Source organism: Streptomyces sp. NPDC041200, from assembly GCF_055591805.1.
In genome coordinates, this window is sequence record NZ_JBVIZF010000001.1 from 539985 (window position 1) to 558642 (window position 18658).

The window sequence follows — 18658 nt, forward strand, 5'->3', positions numbered from 1 at the left end:
CGGCTCATTACCTGCGACCTGAGTGATCAGCGCTGATCAGACGAGCTGATCAAACGCGCTGATCATTTGTGCAATGCGCAGGAATCTAAGCCCGTGGACCGGCAGCCGTCACTACCCGTCCGCATATCGGTATGAGAAAGAAGCCCAGCCGGGCGGTGGGGTCAGCCGTTCGGGCGCTGGAGCCGGGCCACGAATTTGTAGCGGTCGCCGCGGTAGACCGAGCGCACCCACTCCACCGGCTCGCCCGCCGCGTCCAGCGAGTGGCGCGAGAGCATCAGCATCGGCAGGCCGACATCAGTGCCCAGCAGCCCGGCCTCGCGCGGGGTGGCCAGGGAGGTCTCGATGGTCTCCTCGGCCTCGGCCAGGTGCACGTCGTACACCTCGGCCAGGGCGGTGTAGAGCGAGGTGTACTTGACCAGGCTGCGGCGCAGCGCGGGGAAGCGCTTGGCCGACAGATGGGTGGTCTCGATCGCCATCGGCTCACCGCTGGCCAGCCGCAGCCGCTCGATGCGCAGCACCCGGCCGCCGGTCGCGATGTCCAGCAGCGCGGACAGCCGCTCGTCGGCGGTGACGTAGCCGATGTCCAGCAGCTGGGAGGTGGGTTCGAGGCCCTGGGCGCGCATGTCCTCGGTGTACGAGGTGAGTTGGAGCGCCTGGGAGACCTTGGGCTTGGCGACGAAGGTGCCCTTGCCCTGGATCCGCTCCAGCCGCCCCTCGACGACCAGTTCCTGGAGCGCCTGCCGCACGGTGGTGCGGGAGGTGTCGAACTCGGCGGCCAGGGTGCGCTCCGGGGGTACCGGAGTGCCGGGCGGCAGGGTTTCGGTCATCTCCAGCAAGTGGCGCTTGAGGCGGTAGTACTTCGGGACGCGCGCGGTGCGCGTCCCGCCGGAGCTGCTCCCGCTCTCGGCGGTGGCCGTCGTGGCCGTCGCCGCCATTGCCCCCTCGGTCTCCATCGCGCCCTTTCCGACGTCTGGTCTGCTGCCGTCACCGGCCTCTGATGATTTCAGCGGCTCACATCGTGGCACGCCCTGGGTCCGGGGTGGCTTCGCTGCCCGGATGTCGAGAGATGTCGGTCCGGTAACGGACCCCGAAGCGGCGTTGTCCACTCTTGACACCCCTATAGGTCGAGAGTCACGCTCAGCGTGAAGTGGTCTAAACCATTAAACCTCTCAATCGGTGATGTGGGGAGTAGGACGCCGTGACGTGTGACCTCATGGCGGCGGGAGTCGCGGCAACGCTGGTGTCGCTGGGCTGCCTTCCGGCGCGCTGAAGGGAAGATCCACGTCCATGACGACCCTCGCGCACGACTCGGCCACCCTCACCCGGAACGCCCTCGCCGTCCTCCAGCCCGGCTTCACCGGCACCTCCGCCCCTGACTGGCTGCGGCGGCGGCTCGGCGAGGGGCTCGCCTCCGTCGCGCTGTTCGGACGCAACGTCGCCTCGCCCGAACAGGTCGCCGCGCTCACCGCCCAGCTGCGCGCCGAGCGCGACGACGTGCTGGTGGCGATCGACGAGGAGGGCGGCGACGTCACCCGTCTGGAGGTACGCGGTGGCTCCTCCTTCCCCGGCAACCTGGCCCTCGGCGCGATCGACGACACCGAACTGACCCACTCCGTCGCCCGCGAACTCGGCCGCAGGCTCGCCGCGTGCGGCGTCAACCTCAACTGGGCGCCGTCCGCCGACGTCAACTCCAACCCGGATAATCCGGTCATCGGCGTCCGCTCCTTCGGCGCCTCGCCCCAGCTCGTCGCCCGGCACACCGCCGCCTGGGTCGAGGGGCTGCAGGGCGCCGGGGTCGCCGCCTGCGCCAAGCACTTCCCCGGGCACGGCGACACCGCCGTCGACTCCCACCACGCCCTGCCGCGCATCGACGCCGGGCCCGACACCCTGGCCGTCCGCGAACTGGTGCCCTTCCGGGCGGCCGTCGCCGCCGGGACCAAGGCCGTGATGAGCGCGCACATCCTGCTGCCCGCGCTCGACCCGGCCCTGCCCGCCACCCTCAGCCCCGCCGCCCTCCACGGACTGCTGCGCGCCCCGGTCGCCGACGGCGGGCTCGGCTTCGACGGTCTGATCGTCACCGACGGCATCGAGATGCGGGCCGTCGCCGACGCCTACGGCATCGAGCGGGGCAGCGTGCTGGCGATCGCCGCCGGGGCCGACGCGATCTGCGTCGGCGGCGGCCTCGCCGACGAGGACACCGTGCTGCGGCTGCGGGACGCGCTGGTCGCGGCCGTACGCGCCGGGCGGCTCCCCGAGGCGCGGCTGGCCGAGGCGGCCGGGCGGGTCCGGGCCCTGGGGGAGTGGGCGAGGACCGCCGGAGGGCAGGACGCCGCGCGGGGCATCGCGCCCGCCCCGGAGGTGGGGCTCGCCGCCGCCCGCCGCGCCCTGCGGATCACCCAGGCGGAGGGCGCCCCCGCGTACCGGCCCCCGGCCGGACCCGTCTTCGTCGCCGCCCTCACCCCGGTGGCCAGCATCGCGGTGGGCGACCAGACCCCCTGGGGCGTCGCCGCCGAACTGACCCGGCTGCTCCCCGGCACCACGACCGCCGCCTACGGCCCCGAGGACACCGCCGCCCAGGGGGTGTCCGCCGTGGTCACGCGGATGCTCGACAACGCGGCGGACCGTAGGATCGTCGCTGTGGTACGCGACGTCCACCGCCACGGCTGGATGGCCGGCGTCCTGGACGCCCTGCTCACCGCCCGGCCGGACACGGTCGTCGTGGAAATGGGAGTGCCCCAGGCACCGCCCGCCGGGGCCCCGCACATCGCGACGCACGGCGCTGCCCGGGTCTGCGGGATGGCCGCCGCGGAAGTCATCACGGGCGTCACCACCGGCGTCACCACCGGCAACGAGGCCGGGCACTGACACTCCACGCACCACCCGCACAGCCCACTGGAGGCACCCAGTATGTCCGCCACGACGACGGCCCCGCGCAGCGATCAGCCGGGCCGGATCATGTCCGGTGAGATGAACGAGCAGCCCGCGGTCCTGCGCCGCATCCTCGACCAGGGCGCTCCGAAGATCCGCGAGATCGCCGAACGGATCGCCGCGCGCGCACCGCGCTTCGTCCTGCTCACCGCCCGGGGCACCTCCGACAACGCGGCGCTGTACGCCAAGTACCTGCTCGAAGTGCTGCTCGGCAAGCCGTGCGGCCTGACCTCCATGTCCACCACCACCGCGTACGGCGCGCGGCAGGACCTCACCGACGTCCTGGTGATCACCGTCAGCCAGTCCGGCGGCTCCCCGGACCTGGTCGCCTCCACCGAGGCCGCCCGGGCCGCCGGGGCGATCACGCTGGCGGTGACCAACAACGCGGACTCGGCCCTGGCCGCGGTCTCCGAATTCCACATCGACGTGCTGGCCGGGCCCGAGAAGGCGCTGCCCGCCACCAAGACCTACACCGCCGAACTCCTCGCCCTCTACCTCTTCGTCGAGGGGCTGCGCGGCGGCGACGGCGCGCACGCCAAGGTGCTGCCCGACCTCGCCCAGCAGATCCTGGACCGCCGGGCCGAGGTGAAGCAGCTCGCGGGCCGCTACCGGTTCGCCGAGCGGATGGTCCTCACCTCCCGGGGCTACGGCTATCCCACCGCCAAGGAGGCGGCCCTGAAGCTGATGGAGACCAGCTACATCCCGGCCCTCTCCTACTCCGGCGCCGATCTGCTGCACGGCCCGCTCGCCATGGTCGACAACATCTCGCCGGTGATCGCGATCGTCACCGAGGGCAAGGGCGGCCAGGCGCTGCAGCCCGTCCTGGAGCGGCTGCGCGGCCGTGGCGCGGATCTCGTGGTGATCGGCAGCCGGGCCGAGGTGGACCGGGCGTCCGCCGGATTCGCCCTGCCCACCGAGGGGGTCGCCGAGGAGGTCCAGCCGATCCTGGAGATCCTGCCGCTGCAGATGCTGGCGTACGAGGTCACCATTGCCCGGGGGCAGGACCCGGACGCGCCGCGCGCGCTGGCGAAGGTCACCGAGACCCGGTAGGACACGAGACCCGGTAAGGCACGAGATCCGGTAAGACACCGGGGCCGGCCCCGGGAAACACCCGCGGGCCGCGGCGCCGGGGCGGGACCCTCAACCCACCCGGCACCGCAGCCCGGAGCTCGTCGGCCGAGCAGCCGACCTCAAGAGGCGTACGGAGCGGTCAGGGCAGAGCGCGCCGTGTGCCTCGATCCGCCCTCCTGTGCGGGGAGAGCGGAAGATCGCATCGCTGGCCATTCTGGACTAGACCAGTCTCATCTGTCCACGCTTATGTGCGAATCGGCTTATCCCGCGTCCGGGTAGGCTCGCAGTGTGCCCTCCATGAACGATCTCGTACACCAGCACACCGCCCTCGACGAATCCGACCTCGAGTGGCTTCACCTGCTGGTATCGGAGTGGCAGCTGCTCTCCGACCTCTCCTTCGCCGACCTCGTGCTGTGGGTGCCCACCAGCGACGGCACCCGCTATGTCTCGGTCGCGCAGATGCGGCCCAACACTGGCCCCACCTCCTATCAGGACGACATGGTCGGCCATCTCGTTCCCCGTGGCCGCCGTCCCATGCTCGATGCCGCGCACGACGAGGGGCGGATCGTCCGGGAGGGCGATCCCGAGTGGCGTGAGGAGGTCCCGGTCCGGGTGGAGTCCATCCCGGTCCGCCGGGAGAGCCGGGTCCTCGGGGTCATCGCGCGCAATACCAATCTGCTGACCGTACGGACCCCCAGCCGACTGGAGCTGACCTATCTCCAGAGCGCGTCCGACCTGGCCCAGATGATCGCCGCCGGATCGTTTCCCTTCCCCGGTCAGCAGGTCGACATGGACGCCTCGCCGCGCGTCGGCGACGGGCTGATCCGGCTCGACGCGGACGGCGTGGTCCAGTACGCCAGCCCCAACGCCCTCTCCGCCTACCACCGGCTCGGGCTCGCCGCCGACCTCGTCGGCCACCACCTGGGCGAGACCACCGCCGAACTTGCCCCGGCGCGCGGCCCGGTGGACGAGGCGCTGGTCAAGCTGGCCAGCGGATGGGCGCCGCGCGAGTTCGAGGTCGAGAGCGGTGAGAACGGCGTCATCCAGCTGCGGGCCATCCCGCTCAAGCCCAAGGGCGTGCACATCGGCTCGCTCGTGCTGCTGCGGGACGTCACCGAACTGCGCCGCCGCGAGCGGGAGCTGATCACCAAGGACGCCACCATCCGGGAGATCCATCACCGGGTGAAGAACAATCTGCAGACGGTGGCCGCGCTGTTGCGGCTGCAGGCCCGCCGGATGGACTCCGCCCAGGGGCGGGAGGCGCTGAACGAGGCGGTGCGCCGGGTCGGTTCGATCGCGATCGTCCACGAGACCCTGTCCCAGACGCTGGACGAGCGGGTCGAGTTCGACGACATAGCCGACCGGGTGCTGGCGATGGTGGCCGAGATATCACCCGGCAAGGTCACCGGTCGCCGCACCGGACGGTTCGGCATCCTCGACGCCGAGGTGGCCACCCCGCTGTCCATGGTCCTCACCGAGGTGCTGCAGAACGCGCTGGAGCACGGCTTCGGGCCGGGGGAGCAGGGCACGGTCGAGGTCTCGGCGGTGCGCGGCGGCACCGGAGAGGAGAGCCGGCTGATGGTGATCATCCAGGACGACGGGCGCGGGCTGCCCGAGGGGTTCGACCCCCAGCGCGCCGGGAACCTCGGCCTCCAGATCGTCCGCACCCTGGTGGAGGGCGAACTGGGGGGCACCTTCGACATGGTGCCCGCTCCGGAGCGCGGCACACGTGCGGTCCTCGACATACCGGTGGCCGCCGAGAAGTCCTGAGCCATCGTGCGCCTGGGCCGGGCAACGCACTGAGCCCCGGACCGGGTGGTCCGGGGCTCAAAAGCTCACGTTGCTGTGCGCATCGGGGCTACTGCGCGCTGCGGCTCGGGGGCCACGGGGCGTATCAGGGTCAGGCGCTGGCGTTCCGCGCCCGGTTCCGAGCGGCACGGCGCTTCATGGCGCGGCGCTCGTCCTCGCTGAGTCCACCCCAGACGCCGGAGTCCTGGCCGGACTCAAGCGCCCACTGCAGGCACTGCTCCATGACGGGGCAGCGGCGGCAGACGGCCTTGGCTTCCTCGATCTGCAGCAGCGCAGGACCGGTGTTGCCGATGGGGAAGAACAGCTCGGGGTCTTCCTCGCGGCAAACGGCGTTGTGACGCCAGTCCATGGCTGCTCCATCTCCTCGTATTGCGGGCTTGTTGCTTGTGAATGTGAACGCTTTCACGAATCCCCTGACAAGGACAGGGACGCCGCCAGTTTGGGCGCTGGTGCGTTCCCGTGGGTTTGAGGAGGGGGTTCGGACTCTCAAGGGGGCCGTTCGTCCGGCCGTCCCGATCGCCAAGAAGAGATTCGCAAACCTCGGCGGCGGATACAACCCCTTCCGGAAAGTTTTTTTTGATTCCTTGGTGTCGGCTGTATCACAGCCGTACTTCCCGGGGGTGGATCCCAGCCTAAACGTTCGACTACAAGGACTTTATGGGGTCTGACTCACACAATCACACGCAGTGCACGGCGTACGCCTGTGAACGTCACGCTCGTACGCAGTCCTAGGTGGTCTCCGTCCATCTGGAACGGCAGTGGCGCCTGGGATTGCAAGGTGAAGTCCGTCAGGTCGTGCAGCCCTACCACATGCTTGCCGTGGGGTCCCCGGTCGGGTGTCGACATGGCCAGCTGGGCCGCGTAGCGGGTCATCGCGGGCGCCGACAGCTTGCCGAGTCCCAGCACGTCAAGGGCGGTGTCGAAGGACGCGCGCGGTGCGGCGTAGATCGGGCGGTTGCCCAGAAAGGTCCACGGGGAGGTGTTGCAGACTATGGACAGCGCCAGGTCCTTGACCGGGTCCTGGCCGGGCCGCCCGAGGGTGATGGTGCCGTGCCGCCGGTTCGGCTCCCCGAAGAACTGGCGCAGCATCTGCCGTATGTAAAGGGCATGGGTCGAACGCTTGCCGCGTTCGCGCTGCTGCTCGACCCGCCCGATCACGCTCGCGTCGAAGCCGAAGCCCGCGCAGAAGGTGAACCAGCGGGCGGGCACCGACTCGTCCGCGGTGCCCGGCGTACCGGCCGCGAGCCCGAGGCCCACGGTGCGCTCGGTGCCGTCCCGCAGCGCGTCCAGCAGGGCGCCGGTCGCCTCGACGGCGTCGTTGGGCAGACCGAGGGCGCGGGCGAACACATTGGTGGAGCCGCCGGGGACCACCGCGAGGCGCGGCAGTTCGCCCGGTGCGGGGCCGTCGTGCAGCAGCCCGTTGACGACCTCGTTGACAGTGCCGTCGCCGCCGAGGGCCACGACCAGCTCATGGGTGCCGCCGTCGACCGCGCGACGGGCCAGATCGCGTGCGTGCCCCCGGTACTCCGTGGTCGCCACGTCGAGCTTCAGATCGCTGGCGAGCGCGTGGAACAGGACGTCACGGGTGCGGGCACTGGTGGTGGTTGCTGCCGGATTGACCACGAGGAGTGCGCGCATGGGCGCCAGCCTACCGACCCGCCGGGCCGACCCCCGAACCCCGGGCCCACCCGCCGGGGCCGTGCGGCCGCTACGCTGCTGGGGTGAGCAGGAAGAAGTCCGCCCCCGCCAAGACGGCCACCAAGGCCGCCCAGCCCGCCACGAAGACCGCCCCCGCCGCCGAGACCGCCGACGCGTCACCCGCGGGGCCCCGTCCGGCGCGGCTGACCGTGGCCGCGGCACTGGCCGCCGTCGAGGGTCTGGTGCTCGTGGGGTTCGGGGTCTACGTCCTGATCATGGGCCTCGCCGGGAACCCGGAGAGCCCGGAGCAGGCGGAGACGCTCGGGATCACCGTGCTCGCCCTGGCCCTGCTGCCGCTGCTGGCGGCCCGCGGGCTGTGGCTGCGGCGCCGCTGGAGCCGCGGCCCCGCGATGATCACCCAGCTGATGGCGCTGCCGGTGGCCTGGACGCTGGTGCAGAACGGTGGCGGACTGATCATCATCGGTGTGCTGACCGCCGTCGCGGCCGTCGCCGTGCTGGGTCTGCTGATCAACCCGACCGCGACCGAGGCGCTGGGCATCGGCTCGCGCGACGCCTGAGGGGACTCCACGCCTCAGGGGACTCCACGCCTCAGGGGAATCCAGGCCTGAGGGGAGACCAGGGGAGTGCCCGGGGCTGGCCCCGGGCACCGCTCACTACTCCTCGACCAGGAGCCGGTCTCGCAGCTGGGCGAGGGTGCGCGCCAGCAGCCGTGAGACGTGCATCTGGGAGATGCCGACCTCCTGCGCGATCTGCGACTGCGTCATGTTCCCGAAGAAGCGCAGCAGCAGGATCTTCTTCTCGCGCGGCGGCAGATCCTCCAGCAGCGGCTTGAGGGATTCGCGGTACTCGACGCCCTCCAGCGCCTCGTCCTCCGCGCCGAGGGTGTCGGCCACCGCCGGGGACTCGTCGTCCGTGTCCGGTACGTCCAGCGACAGCGTGCTGTACGCGTTGGCGGACTCCAGGCCCTCCAGCACCTCTTCCTCGGAGATGGCCAGATGCTCGGCCAGCTCATGGACGGTCGGGGCGCGCCCGTGCCGCTGGGACAGCTCGGCGGTGGCAGTCGTCAGCGAGAGCCGCAACTCCTGGAGCCGGCGCGGCACCCGCACCGCCCAGCCCTTGTCACGGAAGTGCCGCTTGATCTCGCCGACGACCGTGGGGGTCGCGTAGGTCGAGAACTCCACACCGCGGTCCGGGTCGAACCGGTCGACGGACTTGATCAGTCCGATGGTGGCCACCTGGGTCAGGTCGTCCAGCGGCTCGCCGCGGTTGCGGAAGCGCCGGGCCAGGTGCTCGACCAGGGGCAGGTGCATGCGCACGAGGGTGTTGCGCAGCTCGGCCCGCTCCGCGGAGCCGTCGGGGAGCCCCCGCAGCTCGACGAACATCGCCCGCGCGCCGCTCCGGTCGTGCGGATCGTGCGGCTGCGGATCGTGCTGCTGGTGCACCTTCTCCTGCTCGTGCTGATCCATGTGGTCCGCCCGCTCTGGTCGGTCTCCTGCCGCCTCCGAGTCCGCGGGATGCGGTCGGGCCGGCGGGTGCGGGATGGCCGGGGTGCGTACTCCCCGCGATGATGCAGTGCTCACGGAGCCCCCTTTGTCCGTCACGGCTGTCCGGGGCCGGCGCCGCGCTCCTTGTACAGACTGATGCTGACCGTACGGTCCTCGGCGACGGTCGAATCCACCTTGCCCGCCAGTGCGGAGAGCACCGTCCAGGCGAAGGTGTCGCGCTCGGGGGCGCGGCCGTCGGTGGTCGGAGCCGCCACGGTCACCTGCAGTGCGTCGTCGATCAGTCGGAAGACGCAGCTCAGCACACTGCCGGGGACGGCTTGCTGCAGCAGGATCGCGCAGGCCTCGTCGACCGCGATACGCAGATCCTCGATTTCGTCGAGGGTGAAGTCCAAGCGGGCTGCCAGGCCGGCGGTCGCCGTCCGCAGCACCGACAGATAGGCCCCCGCAGCGGGCAGCCGGACTTCCACGAAGTCCTGGGTCCCGGGCTCGCCTGCGATCTGGGACACCCTCACCTCCAAGGTGACACAAGCTGTTTGAGCTGAGCTGATTGGAGCGTCGGCCATATGCCCTTATGGTGGAGGGGTAACGGACCGGCGCGATGTGCGGTTCGGCTGCGACGCTATCGCGATCTGCCACTCGGTGTCGCCCGGACGAAGCACGGCCCCCGTCATGGGTGAACCCCCGAGATGAACATTCCCGATATCACTCATAGTAAGCATATGAGTACGCAGCGTGGCTAGGGGTCTGCGGTCTCAATTCGAAAGAGATGTCGCCTCACTCAACGAACCGCAGGTCGAAGCTGTGCCCGGAGCCTGGGCGGCCAGCGCCCGCAGCGGCTCTCCCGACAGCCTTCGTACGGTCCACTCGTCCATCGGCTCCGCGCCGAGCGACGCGTAGAAGCCGATCGCCGGTTCGTTCCAGTCCAGCACCGACCATTCGAAGCGGGCATAGCCCCGCTCCACGCAGATCCGTGCCAGCTCGGCCAGCAGCGCCTTGCCGTGGCCGCCGCCGCGGGCCCGCGGTGTGACGTACAGATCCTCCAGATACACCCCGTGGGTGCCCGTCCAGGTGGAGAAGTTACGGAACCACAGGGCGAAGCCGACCGGCACGGGCGCGCCTTCGCCGATTTCCTCGGCGATCAGCGCGAACACCGCCGGGTGCGCGCCGAAGAGCGCGGTGTGCAACTGCTCCTCGGTGGCCTTGGCCTCCGGTAGTGCCCGCTCGTACGCGGCCAGCTCGCGGATCATCGCGAGGATGGCCGGGACGTCGGACGGCTTCGCTGATCGGATCATGTGGTGAAGGCTAGCTCGCCGCACCGACAACGTGGCAGCGGATTCCTCCGCGCGGCAGGTACCGGGCCCCGCGTCCGCCCCGCCCGGGGTGCCGGGGCGGCTAGACAATCAGCAGGTCCACGTAGCACCAGCGCCAGTCCTCGCCCGGTTCGAAGCTGCGCATCAGCGGATGTCCGGTCTTCTCGAAGTGCCCGGTGGAGTGTCGATAGGTCGATGAATCGCAGCATCCTACGTAGCCGCACTCCAGACAGATGCGCAGCTGCACCGGATGGCTGCCCACTGCCAGGCACTCCGGACAGGTGGCGGTCAGTGGCTCCGGTTCGGGGCGCGGCAGGGCCGGAACGTGTGGGCACTCCCTCATGATTGCCAGACTAAGGCGCTGGGCGAGCTGACGAAGCCGATGAATCGGGACGGGCCGGGGCATGGACGTAACTCCACTGTTGATGCTGGTCGCGGGCAGCGCGGCGATCGCGGGCCTGGCCCGGCGCACCCTGGTGCCCGCGCCACTGCTGCTGGTGGCGGCCGGACTGGTGGTCTCGTACCTGCCGGGGGTACCGGACTACACCCTGAAGCCGGAGGTCGTGCTCCCGCTGGTGCTGCCCCCGCTGCTGCACACCGCCGCGCTCGACAGCTCCTATCTGGACCTGCGCGCCAATCTGCGGCCGGTGGCGCTGCTGTCGTTCGGCTATGTGCTGTTCGCGACCCTCGCCGTCGGCTGGATCGCCCATCTGCTGGTCCCCGGTCTGCCGCTGACCGCCGCGCTGGTGCTGGGCGCGGTGATCGCCCCGCCGGACGCGGTGGCGGCCACCGCCATCGCCCGCCGGGTCGGGCTGCCCTCCCGGCTGACGACCGTCCTGCGCGGCGAGTCCCTGGTCAACGACGCGACCGCGATCACCGCCTACCGGGTGGCGCTCGCCGCGGCGGTGGGGGAGGGCGCCACCTGGACCCATGCCACCTGGGAGTTCCTGCTCGCGGCGGTGGGCGGCGTCGGCGTCGGTCTGGTCCTCATGGTGCCGCTGCACTGGCTGCGCACCCGGCTGCGCGATCCGCTGCTGCAGAACACCCTCTCGCTGCTGATCCCCTTCACCGCCTACGCGGCCGCCGAACAGGTCGAGGCGTCGGGCGTGCTGGCCGTCGTGGTGGTCGCGCTCTACCTCGGACACCGCTCCTGGCAGGTCGACTTCGCGACCCGGCTCCAGGAGGCGGCCGTCTGGAAGATGATCGCCTTCATCCTGGAGTCCGCCGTGTTCGCGCTGATCGGGCTGCAACTGCGGTTCGTGGTGGGCGGTCTGGGGGAGTACGGGGCGGGCGAGGCGGCCTGGTACGGGGCCGCTCTCTTCCTGGCCGTGGTGGCCGTACGGTTCCTCTGGGTCTTCCCGGCGACCTTCGTACCGCGCAAGCTCTTCCCCAGGATCCGGGAGCGGGAGCCCGGCACCGACTGGCGGGCGGCGGTCATCGTCGGCTGGGCCGGGATGCGCGGAGTGGTGTCCCTGGCCATCGCCTTCTCGATCCCGGAGACCGTGCACGGCGGAGGCGACTTCCCGGGCCGCACCCTGATCCTCTTCCTGGCCTTCACCACCGTCATCGGGACGCTGGTCGTCCAGGGACTCACCCTGCCCGCCCTGATCCGCGCGCTGAAGGTGCCGGGGCCCGACCTCCAGGCCGAGACGCTCGCCGAGGCGCAGGCGCAGGCCGATGCCTCGCGGGCCGCCGAGGCCCGGCTGGACGAACTCCTCGCCGATGAGCGCAACGCGCTGCCGCCGCCGCTGGCCGACCGGCTGCGCCAGGTGCTGGAGCGGCGCCGCAACGCGGTGTGGGAACGGCTCGGCACGGTCAACGAGGTGACGGGGGAGTCGGCGGACGACACCTACCGCAGGCTGGCGCGCGAGGTGATCGGCAGCGAGCGCGAGGTGTTCGTGAAGCTGCGGGACGCGCGCCGGATCGACGACGAGATGCTCCGTACGCTGCTGCGCCGACTGGACTTGGAGGAGGCGGCGGCGTACCGGGAGGAGACAGCGGAGGACGGGCCCTGACCGTCTCCGGCCGGGGCCCGCCCACCGTTTCTACCTCAGCGCCTCTACTTCAGGCGCTCGCGGATGCGGGCGCGCATCGAGCCCATCGAGAAGCCCCGGGGATCGATCTTGCCGGGCTGCCATTCGAGATGGCCGATCACCGACCGTTCGGTCCAGCCGTGACGGCGGCAGACCGCCGCCGCCGCCCGGGCGATCGCGTCCAATTGGGCCTCGGGCCACGGGTCCTTGCCGTCGCCGAGGTTCTCGCATTCGAAGCCGTAGAACGCGCGGTTGCCGTCCGTGTTGGCCTCGTTGTCGGCCGGCAGCGCCTTTTCGGCGATCACGGCGCGCAGGACCTCGTCATCGCCGAGCCCCGCGTGGTTCGCGCGACCGTAACCGACGAGATGCACTGCGCCGTCCTTGGCGATCACGCCGTGGCACAGCGGGCCGGGCAGTTCCTCGTAGCCGTCGCGGCAGATCTCGACGGTGAGGTCGGTGCCGGAGGTGACGGTGTGGTGGATCATCACCCCGTGCACGCTGCCCCACGGCCCCTTGTGGTTCCGGTTGTGGTTGCGCCAGTCGCCGACCTGTACCACGCGCAGGCCCTCGTTCTTCAGTCCCGCCAGGAAGTCCCCCGCGGACATGGGAGAGGCCATGACCGCCTCCGTTCTGAATCGTGCGGCGGGCGCCGGTCGCGGCCGCCTGTATCACCGTATGCTTACCCAAAAACACGGTGGGTTATTGAGTCCTGGTGGAGGCGCGGTGGAGCGCGGCCGTTATGGTGCGACTGATCCGCTCGACGACGCGCAGGAGAACCACCGCACCATGCACTACCAGGACGTACTCGACGAGGTCGCGGCACATGTGGCGCCCCACATCGGCCGGGGGCAGGTGGCCCAGTACATCCCCGCGCTCGCCGCGGTCGACCCGGACCGCTTCGGCATCGCCCTCGCGGACGTCGACGGGAACGTCACCGGCGTCGGTGACTGGCGGCGCCCCTTCTCCGTGCAGTCCATCTCCAAGGCGTTCGGCCTCGCGCTCGTCCTCGCCCAGGACGGCGAGAAGCTGTGGCGGCGGGTCGGCCGGGAGCCGTCGGGCAACCCCTTCAACTCCCTGGTGCAGCTGGAGCACGAGAACGGCATCCCGCGCAATCCGTTCATCAACGCGGGCGCGCTGGTCGTCACCGACCGGCTGCACAGCCTCACCGGCGACGCCAGCACCACCATGCTGGACTTCCTGCGCGCCGAGAGCGGCAACCCGGATCTGGCCTTCGACCCGGTCGTCGCCGAGTCCGAGTCCGGGCACGGCGACCGCAACGCCGCGCTCGCGCACTTCATGGCCAGCTACGGCAACCTCGACAACCCCGTACAGACCGTCCTCGACCACTACTTCTGGCAGTGCTCGATCGAGATGAGCTGCCGCGACCTGGCCCTCGCGGGCGGTTTCCTGGCCCGCCACGGAGAGCGCGCGGACGGCTCCCGGCTGCTGTCGCGGCGCGAGGCGAAGCGGGTCAACGCGGTCATGCTCACCTGCGGGACGTACGACGCGGCGGGCGACTTCGCGTACCGCGTGGGGCTGCCCGGCAAGAGCGGTGTGGGCGGCGGGATCATCGCCGTGATCCCGGGCCGGTGCACGCTGTGCGTCTGGAGCCCGGGCCTGGACGCCCGCGGCAACTCGGTGGCCGGGGTGGCGGCGCTGGACCACTTCACGACGGTGACCGGGTGGTCGGTGTTCTAGGGGGTGTCTGAGGGCCTCCAGGGTGGCGCCCTGCCGGTGGCGGCGGGAGCATGGAGAGGTAGCGGGAGGTGTGGCGCCATGCAGCACGAGATGCGCGCGGAGTACGAGGAAGGCAGCTCCGGGCGGGTGGCGGGCGCGCCGGTCAAGATCTGGCACATGGTCCGGGGCAACGGCACGACCGCGATGTGCGGCCGCGAGCTGGACCCGGACGCCCAGACGCAGGCGGCGGACATGTGGGCCACGGGTGACTCCGGGCCCTTCTGCCACTCCTGCGGCGCGATGTATCTGCGCGAGGTCCCTTGAGCGACGGCGGAAGTGACTACCGGGAGCGGGCGTCGCGGCTTGGCGGCGGTGCGGTGGTGTGGTCCCGCACCGTCGGCGCCGAGCCGCAGCGGGTCCTGCCCGACGGCTGTACGGACCTGATCTGGGCCGACGGCGGGCTGTTGGTCGCCGGGCCCGATACCCACGCGCACCTGGCGGGCGGGGACGCGGGGACGCGCGCCGTGGGACTGCGCTTCGCCCCGGGCGCGGGGCCCGCGGTGCTGGGCGTACCGGCCTGTGAACTGCGTGATCAGCGGGTGCCGTTGGCCGCGCTCTGGCCGGAGGCCGAGGTGCGCCGCCTGGCGGAGCGAGCCTTCGAAGGGCAGGTCGGGCAGGTGGGACGGGTGCTGGAGGCCGTGGCGCTGGAGCGGCTGCGGGGCGCGGAGCCCGCCGATCCGGTGGTGGGCGAGGTCGTGGCGGGGCTCTCGGGCGGGCGGAGCGTGGCGGAGGTGGCCCGCGTGGTGGGCCTGGGCGCGCGGCAGCTGCACCGGCGGTCACTGGCGGCCTTCGGGTACGGGCCCAAGACGCTGGGGCGGGTGCTGCGGCTGAACCGGGCGCTGGAGCTGGCCCGCGGCGGAGTGCCGTACGCGGAGGTGGCGGCGCTGGCCGGGTACGCGGACCAGGCGCATCTGTCCCGCGAGGTACGGGGACTGGCGGGGGTGCCGCTGGGCGGGCTGCTGGGGCCCGCCCAGGAAGCCCCAGCGTCCCCAGCAGCCCCAACAGTCCCAGCGGCCCCGGAGGGCCGTCAGGCGGGCAGCGGGGCGAACAGGTCGACCTGGTTGCCGTCCGGGTCCAGGAGGGTCGCGTAGCGCTGGCCCCAGAAGGCGTCCCAGGGCTCCTTGGAGCCCCGTACGCCCTCTTCCGTGAGCTTGGCGTACATCGCGTCCACCTCGGCCGGGCTGTCGCACAGGAAGGCCAGTGCCATCCGTCCCGGCCCGCCCGGCTGCGGGGGCTCGGCCGCCGTGTCCCAGAGCAGGCGCGGACCGCCGGGCAGGGCGGCCTCGGCGTGCGGCTGGGTGTCGGCCTCGGCGGGGATGTCCAGGCCGAGCAGGCGGTAGAAGGCGAGGGAGGCGGCCATGTCCGCGACGACCAGGCCGATCGCGTCGAATCGTGGTGTCATGCGGGCAGCGTAAGCAGCCCGCGATCCGCCGGTCTTGAACGAATCGGACACGGCGCGAGGGCCCCCTACGGGCAGCTGATGACCTGGCCGCCGTACGACAGGTTGCCGCCGAAGCCGAACAGCAGCACCGGGCTTCCGGAGGGGATCTCGCCGCGTTCGACCAGCTTGGACAGGGCGAGCGGAATGCTGGCCGCCGAGGTGTTCCCGGAGTCCACGACGTCGCGCGCGATCACCGCGTTGACCGCGCCGAGCTTCCGGGCGACCGGTTCGATGATCCGCAGGTTGGCCTGGTGGAGCACGACCCCGGCCAGGTCCTCCGGTGTGAACCCGGCCCGGGCGCACACCTCGCGGGCTATGGGCGGCAGTTGGGTGGTGGCCCAGCGGTACACGGACTGGCCCTCCTGCGCGAAGCGCGGCGGGGTGCCCTCGATGCGGACGGCGTTGCCCATCTCGGGCACTGACCCCCACACCACCGGCCCGATGCCCGGCTCCCGGTCCGCCGTCACCACGGCCGCGCCCGCGCCGTCGCCCAGCAGGACGCAGCTGGAGCGGTCGGTCCAGTCGGCGGCCTCGGTGAACTTGTCCGCACCGATGACCAGCGCGGCGGTGGCCGATCCGGCCCGTATCGCGTGGTCGGCGGTGGCCAGGGCGTGGGTGAACCCGGCGCACACCACGTTGATGTCCATGGCGGCGGGCCGGGCCAGACCCAGCCGCGCGGCGACGCGGGCGGCCATGTTGGGGCTGCGGTTGATCGCGGTGGACGTGGCGACCAGCACCATGTCGATGTCGGTGGGGGCGAGGCCGCTGTGGGCGAGGGCCTTGGCGGCGGCCGCCGCGGCCATGTCGTCCACCGTCTCGTCGGGGCGTGCCACATGGCGGGTGCGGATCCCGACCCGCGCGCGGATCCACTCGTCGCTGGTGTCGACCATGGCGGCGAGGTCGTCGTTGGTGAGCACCTTCGCGGGCTGGTAATGCCCGAGCGCCCGTACGCGTGAACCGGTCATCGGTCCAGTCTTGGGGCACGCGGGCCCGTCCGGAGAGCGGGCAGCTGCCAACGTATCGCCCTGAGATCTGGAGCTTTCGGCCTTTCCAGCCGTCGGTGGCGGCCTTCCGTACGAGGCCGCCACCGCGTTCATGGCCTGGACGTCAGGACAGCTGGCCGTCGTAGTCCGGGAGCTTGAAGGTCTTCTCGGCGTGGCCGCCCACCAGGTCGGTGGCGCTGTTGCCGATGTTCGCGATGATCGTGTAGCCCTTCTTCTCGATCTCCGCGCGCTTGGCCGTCTTGTACGCGCTGACCTCGGTGAAGAGGTCGGGGAGGCCGCGCACGTACAGCCCGGCCACCGGGTAGCCCACGTTCTCCAGGTTGAACTGGGTGGGCAGGGTGAGGATGTCCGGGCGCGCGGTGACGAAGAAGAGGGCCACGCCGCGGGAGTGCGCGTAGGTGGCGAGCTGGAGGACCGGCTCCACGGCGGGCGCCGGGTAGCTGAACTTGAAGTCCGACTCCAGCGAGGTGTTGTCGATGTCCAGGACGATGGCCTGCTTCTGGCCTCCGGGGTTCTGGGTGCGCTGCTCGACGTAGGGCCGGGCCTGGTCGATGACGGCCTTCACGTCGCGCTTCCAGGTCTCGTAGTCGACCTTCGCGGCGGTGGCGGTTCCCGTGGCGGTGGAGCTGATGGCGCTGGTGGTACCGGTGGCGCTCGGCGTGGCGGCCGACGTGGTCGAGGCGGTGGCCGTGGTGGCCGTACCGCCCAGGCCGATGGCGATGGCCACGGCCACCGTCGTCACGCCGAGCCGTCGTGATCGCACGCGTGCTGCAGTCATGGGTTCCGTCCTCGTCGTCGTGTCGAAGTGTTTCCCCGGGTGGCATGTTCACGTTCGACGGTGGACATGAGAAGACCGCTGCGTTTACTGATGAGTAACGATTGGCGCTCCGTGTGCTTTCCGAGCCGGACATAGGTCAACGACACGTGCCGTGCCGTTCTTTGACTGGTCAGCCGTTAGATGGGTATGTCATGTACTGAAGGGCCGGCCTGGACCCCGGCGGTGCACGCACCCCGCCCGGACGTCGTGTTACCCCCAGAGCTCCGGTGTCGCGCGCCTCCACCCTGCCGAGGAGGCTTGCATGTTCGATGATCGGCCCGCCTTCGGTGTCCGTGTGCGTGCGCTGGGCGGTGTCACGGTCGCTGAGGTCGCGGGAGAGCTGGACATCTTCGCCACGGAACGGATCTCCGCGCGGCTCGATTCCCTGGCCCGTACGGGGTGTCCGGATCTGGTGCTGGACCTGCGGCGGGTCACCTTCCTGGACTGCGCCGGGCTGTCGTTACTGTGCCGGCTGCGCAACCGTGTGCTGGAGCGCGAGGGCAGGCTGCGGCTGGTCATCGTCGATCCGCGGTTCCTGCGGCTGCTGCGGATGGTCCGGCTGGAGGATGCCTTCGAGGTGCTGGAGGATCTGACACCGGCGGTCGCGGGCGCGGGGAACGCGACGGGTGGCGGGAGCGGCGATGTGCTCGCCTGATCTGATCAGGCGTCAATAGGAAGAAACGCATTTCACTCGAACGAGGGTTTTTCGCTAGGGGAATGCCGCGTCCCTCTCTCTGTAACCGACGGTCACCCCCTTACGCTCGCCTGCACGTCACCCAGGGCCCGGCGGATCCGCACCTGATGCTCCACTCTGCCCGCTTCCGGGAGTCCGAGGACGGTGAAAAGGGGGCAGTGTGCCGTTCCGAGGGGAATTCGTGATGTCGCAGCAAGGCGCTCCCCGTGGCGCGCCCATGCCGCAGGGAGCGTCGCACGCGACGCCGGACGCCGCGCCGGGTTCCGGCGCGGACGCCGGTGGCTTATCCCGGCTGCCGGACCACCCGGAGCCGGCTCCGTACGCCCGTACGTCCCGGATCGGCCAATACACCGTCGTGGCGCTGCACGGTGAGATCGACATCGCCGGGCTCGCGGAAGTCGGCCCGGCGATGGACGCCGCCACGGGCACCCGGGCCCCCGAGGTCGTGGTCGACTTGACGCCGACGACGTTCTTCGACTGCTCCGGTCTGGGGCTGCTGTGCCGTGCCCACCGGCGGGTGACCGAGCGCGGCGGCCGGCTGCGGCTGGTGTGCGGCGATCCGCTGATCCTGCGCACCCTGCGGGTGGGCGGGCTGCTCGACGCGCTCGTCCCGCTGGCCACGCTGGAGGACGCGGTCGGCGAGGGGTGAC

General features: G+C 71.1%; 21 protein-coding genes. 10 read left to right on the forward strand and 11 right to left on the reverse strand.

What is annotated here, in order from left to right; genetic code table 11:
* Positions 1–161: 161 nt before the first annotated feature.
* A complete protein-coding gene (locus ACZ6CL_RS02595; protein WP_468930218.1) occupies positions 162–935 on the reverse strand; it encodes a GntR family transcriptional regulator in 774 nt (257 codons plus the stop codon).
* A 352-nt stretch (positions 936–1287) separates the two neighbouring features.
* On the opposite strand from ACZ6CL_RS02595, the gene ACZ6CL_RS02600 reads away from it, so the two are divergent.
* From ACZ6CL_RS02600 to ACZ6CL_RS02610, 3 genes are all read left to right on the forward strand, one after another.
* Complete coding sequence (locus ACZ6CL_RS02600; RefSeq protein WP_468930220.1) at positions 1288–2865, forward strand: glycoside hydrolase family 3 protein; 1578 nt, start codon at positions 1288–1290, stop codon at positions 2863–2865.
* Positions 2866–2907: 42 nt separating this feature from the next.
* Positions 2908–3978 (forward strand): SIS domain-containing protein, encoded by a 1071-nt coding sequence (locus ACZ6CL_RS02605; RefSeq protein ID WP_468930223.1) that lies wholly within the window; start codon positions 2908–2910, stop codon positions 3976–3978.
* Positions 3979–4296: 318 nt separating this feature from the next.
* The gene (locus tag ACZ6CL_RS02610) at positions 4297–5769 is read left to right on the forward strand and encodes a sensor histidine kinase (RefSeq protein ID WP_468930225.1); all 1473 of its coding nucleotides are present in this window, start codon (positions 4297–4299) and stop codon (positions 5767–5769) included.
* Positions 5770–5899: 130 nt separating this feature from the next.
* Here the strand turns inward: ACZ6CL_RS02610 and ACZ6CL_RS02615 are convergent, their stop codons facing one another.
* Complete coding sequence (locus ACZ6CL_RS02615) at positions 5900–6157, reverse strand: WhiB family transcriptional regulator (protein ID WP_003953983.1); 258 nt, start codon at positions 6155–6157, stop codon at positions 5900–5902.
* Between the two features lie 320 nt (positions 6158–6477).
* Positions 6478–7446: a diacylglycerol/lipid kinase family protein gene (locus ACZ6CL_RS02620; RefSeq protein ID WP_468930226.1), complete on the reverse strand. Its 969-nt coding sequence runs from the start codon at positions 7444–7446 to the stop codon at positions 6478–6480.
* An 83-nt stretch (positions 7447–7529) separates the two neighbouring features.
* Here ACZ6CL_RS02620 and ACZ6CL_RS02625 point away from each other — a divergent pair, with 83 nt between their 5' ends.
* Positions 7530–8024 carry a hypothetical protein gene (locus ACZ6CL_RS02625; protein WP_468930228.1) on the forward strand — a complete coding sequence of 165 codons (495 nt, stop codon included), beginning with the start codon at positions 7530–7532 and terminating at the stop codon, positions 8022–8024.
* Between the two features lie 96 nt (positions 8025–8120).
* Here ACZ6CL_RS02625 and ACZ6CL_RS02630 read toward each other — a convergent pair whose 3' ends face one another.
* The 4 genes from ACZ6CL_RS02630 to ACZ6CL_RS02645 form a co-directional block, all read right to left on the reverse strand.
* Positions 8121–9047 carry an RNA polymerase sigma factor SigF gene (locus tag ACZ6CL_RS02630; RefSeq protein ID WP_468930231.1) on the reverse strand — a complete coding sequence of 309 codons (927 nt, stop codon included), beginning with the start codon at positions 9045–9047 and terminating at the stop codon, positions 8121–8123.
* Positions 9048–9064: 17 nt separating this feature from the next.
* Positions 9065–9478, reverse strand: coding sequence for an ATP-binding protein (locus ACZ6CL_RS02635; RefSeq protein ID WP_009715155.1), 414 nt, complete (start codon positions 9476–9478; stop codon positions 9065–9067).
* A gap of 246 nt (positions 9479–9724) precedes the next feature.
* Positions 9725–10264 (reverse strand): GNAT family N-acetyltransferase, encoded by a 540-nt coding sequence (locus ACZ6CL_RS02640; protein WP_468930234.1) that lies wholly within the window; start codon positions 10262–10264, stop codon positions 9725–9727.
* A gap of 100 nt (positions 10265–10364) precedes the next feature.
* Positions 10365–10625: a UBP-type zinc finger domain-containing protein gene (locus ACZ6CL_RS02645; protein ID WP_468930236.1), complete on the reverse strand. Its 261-nt coding sequence runs from the start codon at positions 10623–10625 to the stop codon at positions 10365–10367.
* Between the two features lie 61 nt (positions 10626–10686).
* On the opposite strand from ACZ6CL_RS02645, the gene ACZ6CL_RS02650 reads away from it, so the two are divergent.
* Positions 10687–12297, forward strand: coding sequence for a Na+/H+ antiporter (locus ACZ6CL_RS02650; protein ID WP_468930239.1), 1611 nt, complete (start codon positions 10687–10689; stop codon positions 12295–12297).
* 44 nt (positions 12298–12341) lie between these two features.
* On the opposite strand, the gene ACZ6CL_RS02655 is transcribed toward ACZ6CL_RS02650, so the two are convergent.
* Positions 12342–12932 (reverse strand): N-acetylmuramoyl-L-alanine amidase, encoded by a 591-nt coding sequence (locus ACZ6CL_RS02655; RefSeq protein ID WP_468930241.1) that lies wholly within the window; start codon positions 12930–12932, stop codon positions 12342–12344.
* A gap of 169 nt (positions 12933–13101) precedes the next feature.
* Between ACZ6CL_RS02655 and ACZ6CL_RS02660 the strand changes: the two genes are divergently transcribed.
* The 3 genes from ACZ6CL_RS02660 (at position 13102) to ACZ6CL_RS02670 (ending at position 15143) form a co-directional block, all read left to right on the forward strand.
* Positions 13102–14013 carry a glutaminase gene (locus tag ACZ6CL_RS02660; RefSeq protein WP_468931251.1) on the forward strand — a complete coding sequence of 304 codons (912 nt, stop codon included), beginning with the start codon at positions 13102–13104 and terminating at the stop codon, positions 14011–14013.
* Positions 14014–14091: 78 nt separating this feature from the next.
* A complete protein-coding gene (locus ACZ6CL_RS02665) occupies positions 14092–14316 on the forward strand; it encodes a hypothetical protein (protein WP_468930244.1) in 225 nt (74 codons plus the stop codon).
* On the forward strand, positions 14313–15143 hold the full coding sequence (locus ACZ6CL_RS02670; protein WP_468930246.1) for a helix-turn-helix domain-containing protein: 831 nt from the start codon (positions 14313–14315) through the stop codon (positions 15141–15143). Before ACZ6CL_RS02665 ends, ACZ6CL_RS02670 begins: the two co-directional genes overlap by 4 nt.
* Here ACZ6CL_RS02670 and ACZ6CL_RS02675 read toward each other — a convergent pair.
* The 3 genes from ACZ6CL_RS02675 to ACZ6CL_RS02685 form a co-directional block, all read right to left on the reverse strand.
* Positions 15080–15454, reverse strand: a complete 375-nt coding sequence (locus ACZ6CL_RS02675; protein WP_468930248.1) for a VOC family protein — start codon at positions 15452–15454, stop codon at positions 15080–15082. The genes ACZ6CL_RS02670 and ACZ6CL_RS02675 overlap by 64 nt on opposite strands.
* 65 nt (positions 15455–15519) lie before the next feature.
* Complete coding sequence (locus tag ACZ6CL_RS02680) at positions 15520–16458, reverse strand: beta-ketoacyl-ACP synthase III (RefSeq protein WP_468930250.1); 939 nt, start codon at positions 16456–16458, stop codon at positions 15520–15522.
* A 142-nt stretch (positions 16459–16600) separates the two neighbouring features.
* Complete coding sequence (locus ACZ6CL_RS02685; RefSeq protein ID WP_468930253.1) at positions 16601–17275, reverse strand: HAD family acid phosphatase; 675 nt, start codon at positions 17273–17275, stop codon at positions 16601–16603.
* A 301-nt stretch (positions 17276–17576) separates the two neighbouring features.
* On the opposite strand from ACZ6CL_RS02685, the gene ACZ6CL_RS02690 reads away from it, so the two are divergent.
* Both ACZ6CL_RS02690 and ACZ6CL_RS02695 read left to right on the forward strand, forming a co-directional pair.
* Positions 17577–17969, forward strand: a complete 393-nt coding sequence (locus ACZ6CL_RS02690; RefSeq protein ID WP_468930256.1) for an STAS domain-containing protein — start codon at positions 17577–17579, stop codon at positions 17967–17969.
* Between the two features lie 223 nt (positions 17970–18192).
* Positions 18193–18657, forward strand: coding sequence for an STAS domain-containing protein (locus tag ACZ6CL_RS02695; protein ID WP_468930258.1), 465 nt, complete (start codon positions 18193–18195; stop codon positions 18655–18657).
* The last annotated feature ends 1 nt before the right edge of the window (position 18658 follow it).